Source organism: uncultured Oceanicoccus sp., assembly GCF_963968385.1.
Classification (GTDB): Bacteria; Pseudomonadota; Gammaproteobacteria; order Pseudomonadales; family Dasaniaceae; genus Oceanicoccus.
This window is the reverse complement of the sequence record NZ_CAXAHB010000076.1, coordinates 1-7,190: the sequence shown is the minus strand read 5'-3', so window position 1 is coordinate 7,190 and position 7,190 is coordinate 1. Positions and strand designations below refer to the sequence as shown.

The window sequence follows — 7,190 nt, the reverse complement described above, 5'->3', positions numbered from 1 at the left end:
ATTGGTGTTACCACTTTAGGTACTACCCGTGACGCTCAGTTAATCGACGCCTTGGAAGGTAAGCGTGAAGATAACTTTATGTTGCACTACAACTTCCCTCCTTACTCAGTCGGTGAGTGTGGTCGTATTGGCTTTACCAGCCGTCGTGAAGTGGGTCATGGTCGTTTGGCACGCCGTGGCGTTGCTGCGGTACTGCCCAATGCTGAGGACTTCCCATACACCATTCGTGTGGTATCAGAAATCACCGAATCTAACGGTTCTAGCTCTATGGCGAGTGCCTGTGTAGCCAGCTTATCGATGATGGAAGCGGGTGTACCACTGAAGGCGCCGGTTGCGGGTATCGCAATGGGTCTGGTTAAAGAAGGCGAGCGTTTTGCTGTCTTGACCGATATTCTGGGTGACGAAGATCACTTGGGTGATATGGACTTTAAAGTTGCCGGTACTGCCGACGGTATTACTGCTCTGCAAATGGATATCAAAATTGAAGGTATCAATGAGCAGATTATGAGTATTGCTCTGGAGCAGGCACTTGAAGCGCGCCTACATATTCTGGGTCAGATGAATCAGGTATTGGGTGAATCTCGTACTACCGTTTCTGACAACGCACCCAGCATGGCTACCTTCAAAATCGACAGCGATAAAATTCGTGATGTTATCGGTAAAGGTGGTGCAACGATTCGCTCTATTACTGAAGAAACGGGTGCTACTGTTGATATCGATGATGACGGTACTGTCCGTATTTACGGTTCTGATGCAGCCTCACGTGATGCAGCCGTCGCCAAAGTAGAGGAAATTACCGCTGAAGCTGAAGTCGGTGCCACCTACGAAGGTACGGTTGCTCGTATCGTTGATTTCGGTGCATTTGTTAACATTCTGCCTGGTAAAGATGGTCTGGTGCATATTTCACAGATCTCTCAGGAGCGTGTTGAGAAAGTGACTGACTACTTAACTGAAGGTCAGGTGGTTAAAGTCAAAGTGCTGGATGTTGATCAGCGCGGCCGTATCAAGCTATCCATGAAAGAACTGGAAGAAGCGGCACCAGCGGCTGAGGAAAGTTCTGCAGCCGAATAGTTTTTGCTGCAAATATTAAGGGAGCCATTGGCTCCCTTTTTTGTGTCTGCTAACTATGTCGTTATTTTTTTGTTGCAGAAACGATAACATTGCCAATGTGTTTCAAGTAGAGCGCAGTTAACTGGCCACTAGCGTAATTTGTCCATCAATAATGTCGAAAGCTATCGCTTGTAATCGCTGTCCCTGACAAGGGCCGGAAACACATTCGCCGTCTTCTATCAAAAATAGGGCGCCATGGGTGGAGCATTGAATTAACATGCCATCCATATCGAGAAATTTATCCTCCTGCCAATTTAACTCAACGCCTAAATGTGGGCAGTTATTGCGATAAAGGTAAACTTGCCCGTCTTTTTTTACGGCAAAAAGACTATCGTTGCCAACTTCAAAACCTTTGGACTGCTCATCGGGAATATCATTAATATGGCATAGTACTGTCATTGATAAATAACTCGTGGGTTATAAATTGGTATCGAGCGGCTATTAGAGGGTGAAGGATAAAATAAATCAAAATTTTCTGCTATGTTATTATTAGTAAGCTTATCTTGTAATCTATGTTTTCGATCAACCAAAAATTGCTGACGATACCATGTGCTCAACGACACTGACAGCTAGCCAGACTGGATCAGACCACCTCTACGGTTTGGATAACAGCAACATCGACTTTGAGTTGCTAGGCTGTGGTATTCATCGTGATGTTATAGAGCCATTTCAGTATTTGCAGCAACGAGCAAAAAAGGAAGGCTTTGAATTAGCCATTGCTAGCGGCTATAGAGATTTTGATCGTCAGCTACAGATCTGGAATGCCAAGGCCAACGGTGAGCGTGCTGTACTTAGTAGTGACGGAAAGCCTCTTGACATAACACGATTAGATCCGTGGCAACAGGTTCAGGCTATTTTACGTTGGTCGGCATTGCCCGGTGCATCGCGTCATCATTGGGGTACTGATATCGATATTTATGATCGAGCGGCCATGCCTGAAAATTATCAACTACGGCTGACTGCCGAAGAAGCCATTGGCGATGGTATTTTTGCACCCTTACATCAATGGCTTGATCAACAATTTAAGCTTAAAAAAAATCAGGATTTTTTTCGTCCCTATTCATTAGATCAAGGTGGTATTGCGCCTGAACGCTGGCACTTAAGTTATGCACCTTTGGCTTCAAAGTTTCAGCAAGCATTTACGCTCGATCATTTAATTAAAATTATTGAAGCGCAGCCTATAGTGTTAAAAAACACTGTATTGGAAAATATCGATACAATTTTTCAACGCTATATTGATATCCCTCGATAGAATTATCCGCAAGAATTTCAAGTACTTAAATAAATAATGTAGAAATTGTTTGTTTTAGAGCGGTTGGTTCTAGTTATCTCAAAATAACATTCTGAAAGTAATACTACGGCTAACTATTTTTGATCAAGCTATAGCTGTTCCATCTCAATAGACTTTTCCCTATTATTATTTATAATCCTTACATCTGAGACATTTTCATGGCATGTTGCAGATCTACTTTGGAAGATGTTCGAATCCTCGAATATTGGTTACACAGGGCAGTGAAGATTTTATCTCACGGCTTTGTAATTTAGGGAGTAAATCACAGTGAGTATAAAATTATTAGATAATGAGGCGTTTTATGGGTATCGCGTTCGACGCACAGTTAACGGAAAACTTTATCAGGAATATTTCTCACTAAAAAAAGATGGTCGGCGCATGGGGCCGAAATTAAAAAAACAGGTAGAACGAAAAGCCATCGCTCGTGATGAAGAGTTGATGCGCGAGCAAGTCAGAATAAAAAAACAGCTAAAAGCACAGCGTTGTTTTAATATCGATGGGTCGGTCAAAGGAATCAGTCATATTTATAAAGTTGAAAAGAGCGGTATGATAACGCCAATATTTCAAGTGGGTATCGCTTCGGAATTAGAAAAGAAAATATTTTGTACCAGTTTTTCTATCAATGCTCACGGCAAAAAAAATGCATGGATTCGAGCTGTTAATGTGTATGCCAAGCATAAGCGCATCAACAAAAACACTAAGCTCTATAAGCGATTAGTCAATTCATTGCCGAAACAAAATAAAGCAAAATGATAGGTTGGCGATCAAGTTAAGTGAAAAAAACCGGACACGAAGTCCGGTTTTTTTATGGCTTGAAAATCGCTTAGCCTTTATAGGCTTCTGCTGATTTTACAATCTCGGCTTTAGCGGCTTCACTGCCGGCCCAGCCATCGATTTTAACCCATTTGCCCTTCTCTAAATCTTTATAATTTTCAAAGAAATGCTCGATTTGCTTGATCAATAATTCTGGCAAATCAGAGGGTTCTTGGACGTCTTTATAAATAGTCGATAGCTTGTCATGAGGTACGGCGATTAATTTGGCATCTTGGCCGGCTTCGTCACTCATATTTAAAATACCGATTGGTCGGCTACGGATCACAGAGCCGGGTGCAACTGGGTATGGTGTTACAACCAATACATCCAATGGGTCGCCATCTTCAGACAAAGTATTAGAGATATAACCATAGTTGGCAGGGTAAAACATTGGTGTTGCCATAAAACGGTCAACCAACAGACAATCCATATCTTTATCAATTTCGTATTTGATTGGATCGTGATTGGCAGGAATTTCGATAACGACATAGATATCGTTAGGCAGGTCTTTACCTGCTGGGATGTTGTTAAAGCTCATGATAAAAGTCCAGATTGCAGTGTGTATTCAGATTGTGCTCAAAAATTCGCAGGCGCGATTATAAACTGGTCAGCGAGGAATACCAATTATTATGCATATATACGCTAACCAGTTGAATATATTGCGTTTTTTTCATAAGAGCTAATTTTGGTGACGAGTTTCAGTGGCATTGAGTTTCAGCGCATGGAAAACAGCTATGTTGGTCAGTAACAAACACATAGCTGAGACGAGTTTTTCTAGCGGTGATATTTTTGCTGCTGCGAGATATATGAAGGACGCAGCTGTGTAAAACCAGTGGATGGCCAAGTCATCATCAATGAAGATTAAAGGTGTCTCAGTGCTTGGCCAATGTTATTATCAGCGCCATTAAAAACATTAACAACCTCGATTTGAGCAATCCTGAATATGAACAAGGGCCATTAATGCATATCCATATTCTGGGTATCTGTGGGACTTTTATGGGTGGTCTGGCTATATTGGCTCGCCAGCTAGGTTATACCGTTACCGGTTCCGATACCAATGTTTACCCGCCGATGAGCACCCAGCTTCAGCAGCAGGGTATTAGCCTGACTCAAGGCTATGATGCTGCTCAATTAGATCCTGCGCCTGACTTAGTCGTTGTAGGCAATGCCATGTCTCGCGGCAATCCAGCGGTGGAATATATGCTGGATAGAGGTTTGCCTTATACCTCCGGTCCCCAATGGTTGTCTGAACATCTGTTGCAGCACCGTTGGGTGCTAGCTGTTGCTGGCACTCATGGCAAAACCACTACCAGCAGTATGTTGGCTTGGATTCTGGAGTTTGCTGGTATGAAGCCCGGCTATTTAATCGGTGGTGTGCCCGGCAATTTTGGTGTGTCTGCCGCTCTGGGCGATTCGGATTTCTTTGTGATTGAGGCCGATGAATACGACAGCGCTTTTTTCGATAAGCGCTCCAAGTTTGTCCACTACCGTCCACGAACGGCTATTCTCAACAACCTTGAATTTGACCATGCGGATATTTTTGAAGATCTGGCGGCTATTCAGAAGCAGTTTCACCATCTGTTGCGCATTATTCCCGGCAATGGTCGCGTGATTGTTCCGGCGGCAGATAATAACCTGCAACAAGTATTGGATAGGGGGCTTTGGTCTGAATTAGAGCAAACCTCATTAGTTGACCGCTCAGCGCAATGGTTGGCCAAAGCCAACAAAGCGGATGGCAGTGATTTTGATGTGGTGTTTGATAAGAAAACAGTCGGTACCGTTATCTGGTCAAATACCGGCGAGCACAATATCAATAATGCTTTAGCGGCGATAGCCGCGGCAAGACATGTCGGAGTAACCCCTGAGCTTGCTATAGAGGCTTTGACGCAGTTCAAAGGCGTTAAGCGACGGATGGAATTAATCTTCAATAAGGACGGTATTAGAGTTTATGACGATTTTGCTCATCACCCCAGTGCGATTGAAACCACCTTGGCGGGTTTGCGGGCACAGGTGAATGCACAGGCCAGCGAACAGAGAATTATCGCGGTGATTGAGCCTCGTTCAAATACAATGCGCCTCGGTGCTCATCTAGATCAATTGGCCGACGTAACAGCAATGGCTGATCAAGTGATTTGGTACCAACCAGAAGGCCTGGATTGGTCATTGCAAGCGGTGGTTGATAAGAGTCAGGGGCGGGCGCAGCTAAGTCATTCTATTAATGACATGGTAGAGCAATTGGCGACCAATAGTCGTGCCGGTGACCATATTGTGATTATGAGTAATGGCGGCTTTGGTGGTGTTCATCAATTACTAACGGATGCACTGTTTGCACAGTAATAGTTCAAATCGATAAGGATTGAGTGAGTGAATAAGTTTTTTTCTATCTATGAAACCTTGGTACTGCGGCGCCCGTTGTGGTCTTTTATGGTCACCATCATGGTGATTGCCTGGCTGGCGACCCATATTCCCAATTTTAAATTGGATGCCTCGGCAGATGCGTTGGTTTTGGAGGGGGACCAATCGCTTAAATACTATCGCGAAATCAGTACCCGTTATTCGTCGGAAGAATTTCTTCTGGTGACTTATCAGCCAGAACAGGATTTATTATCCGCTCCAGTGTTGGCTAAATTAGACAAACTTCGCACGGAATTGAGTGTGCTTGAGGGAGTGTCCAGTGTTACTACCATTCTTGATGTGCCGCTGTTAGCCAGTCCCCAAGTGGGTTTCGATGATGTAACCAATGGCGCTATTGCTAGTTTGCGTCAAGCTGATATTGATAAAGAGCTGGTTAGAAAAGAATTATCGGAAAGTCCAATTTATAAAAACCTGCTAACCAGTAGCGATGGCCAAGTGACAGTACTGCAAGTCAACCTTAATCGCGATGAAAAATATTATGCCCTGCAAGCTGCCCGCGACAAAATATGGGAACAACAAGCGGGCAATCATGCAACGCCTGCCTTAAAAGCCGAGTTGGCGAGCATTACTCAGGCGCTCCGCAATCACACTGTAGTAGCCAATGAAAGGCAATCAGTACTGGTCGATCAAGTACGTAAAGTGATTGAGGAATATCGCAGTGATGCCACCTTGTTTCTGGGCGGCTTACCGATGATCGCCACCGATATGATCAACTTTGTAAAAAGTGATCTGGTGGTTTTTGGTATTGGCATAGTGATATTTATTATTGTCACCATGTCGGTTATTTTCAGGCGTTTGGTGTGGGTCGCCTTGCCTCTGCTGAGTTGTTTATTATCAGCTACCTTTATGCTGGGTTTAATTACTTTATTAGATTGGCGGATGACGGTTATTTCTTCCAATTTTGTGGCGATCTTATTAATTATCTCCTTATCTATCGCTATTCATTTGGTGGTGCGCTACAGAGAACTGCTTGCCGCTGACCCTGAGCAAGACCAACAAGAATTGGTTAAACGTACCACCTACTTGATGATCAAGCCTTGTATTTATACTACCCTGACTACTATTGTAGCGTTTGCCTCGTTAGTGGTGAGCGGTATTCGTCCGGTAATTGATTTTGGCTGGATGATGACAGTGGGTGTGACAGCGGCATTACTGATTACCTTTATTATACTGCCCACGGGTTTACTGCTTTGGGGCAAACCTTCAAATGTTCCATCCAATCATTCAAGCCGTGCTACCACAACGCGTTTTGCCGCCTTTACCGAAAGTCATGGTGTGTTAATTTTGTGGGGGGTTGCTCTATTAACTTTGCTGAGTAGTTTTGGTATGAGTCAGCTTAAAGTTGAAAATCGTTTTATCGATTATTTCCATAACACGACTGAGATTTATCAGGGAATGGAAGTGATTGATGCGGAACTGGGTGGCACAATTCCTCTGGATATTATTATTGATGCCGTGCCGGATCCTGAAATAGAGGCCACTACAGCAACTATTGTGGTTGATGACGGCTCTTTTGATAAATTTGAGGATGACTATTTTGCTGATGATGACTTCGGTGATG

At 43.6% G+C, this 7,190-nt stretch carries 7 protein-coding genes; 5 read left to right on the top strand and 2 right to left on the bottom strand.

The window, feature by feature from the left end; genetic code table 11:
• Positions 1-1,071, top strand: a 1,071-nt coding sequence (pnp, locus tag AACP44_RS07785; protein WP_339339938.1) for a polyribonucleotide nucleotidyltransferase, incomplete at its 5' end; no start/stop codon positions are given.
• A gap of 117 nt (positions 1,072-1,188) precedes the next feature.
• Here pnp and AACP44_RS07780 read toward each other — a convergent pair.
• Entirely contained in the window at positions 1,189-1,509 is a 321-nt protein-coding gene (locus AACP44_RS07780; protein ID WP_339339937.1) for a Rieske 2Fe-2S domain-containing protein, read from the bottom strand.
• Positions 1,510-1,657: 148 nt separating this feature from the next.
• On the opposite strand from AACP44_RS07780, the gene AACP44_RS07775 reads away from it, so the two are divergent.
• Both AACP44_RS07775 and AACP44_RS07770 read left to right on the top strand, forming a co-directional pair.
• Positions 1,658-2,362, top strand: coding sequence for a M15 family metallopeptidase (locus AACP44_RS07775; RefSeq protein ID WP_339339935.1), 705 nt, complete (start codon positions 1,658-1,660; stop codon positions 2,360-2,362).
• Positions 2,363-2,668: 306 nt separating this feature from the next.
• Positions 2,669-3,154: a hypothetical protein gene (locus AACP44_RS07770; protein WP_339339934.1), complete on the top strand. Its 486-nt coding sequence runs from the start codon at positions 2,669-2,671 to the stop codon at positions 3,152-3,154.
• 70 nt (positions 3,155-3,224) lie between these two features.
• Here the strand turns inward: AACP44_RS07770 and ppa are convergent, their stop codons facing one another.
• Entirely contained in the window at positions 3,225-3,752 is a 528-nt protein-coding gene (gene ppa / locus AACP44_RS07765) for an inorganic diphosphatase (protein WP_339339932.1), read from the bottom strand.
• Positions 3,753-4,174: 422 nt separating this feature from the next.
• Between ppa and mpl the strand changes: the two genes are divergently transcribed.
• Both mpl and AACP44_RS07755 read left to right on the top strand, forming a co-directional pair.
• Entirely contained in the window at positions 4,175-5,551 is a 1,377-nt protein-coding gene (gene mpl, locus AACP44_RS07760) for a UDP-N-acetylmuramate:L-alanyl-gamma-D-glutamyl-meso-diaminopimelate ligase (RefSeq protein ID WP_339339940.1), read from the top strand.
• Between the two features lie 27 nt (positions 5,552-5,578).
• A partial coding sequence (locus tag AACP44_RS07755; protein ID WP_339339931.1) for an MMPL family transporter occupies positions 5,579-7,190 on the top strand: 1,612 nt, incomplete at its 3' end.

Excerpts from the sequence above, each read along its gene's own strand:
- mpl (WP_339339940.1), top strand. The coding sequence starts at position 4,175 with ATGCATATCCATATTCTGGGTATCTGTGGGACTTTTATGGGTGGTCTG.
- AACP44_RS07780 (WP_339339937.1), bottom strand. The coding sequence starts at position 1,509 with ATGACAGTACTATGCCATATTAATGATATTCCCGATGAGCAGTCCAAA.
- AACP44_RS07775 (WP_339339935.1), top strand. The coding sequence starts at position 1,658 with ATGTGCTCAACGACACTGACAGCTAGCCAGACTGGATCAGACCACCTC.
- ppa (WP_339339932.1), bottom strand. The coding sequence starts at position 3,752 with ATGAGCTTTAACAACATCCCAGCAGGTAAAGACCTGCCTAACGATATC.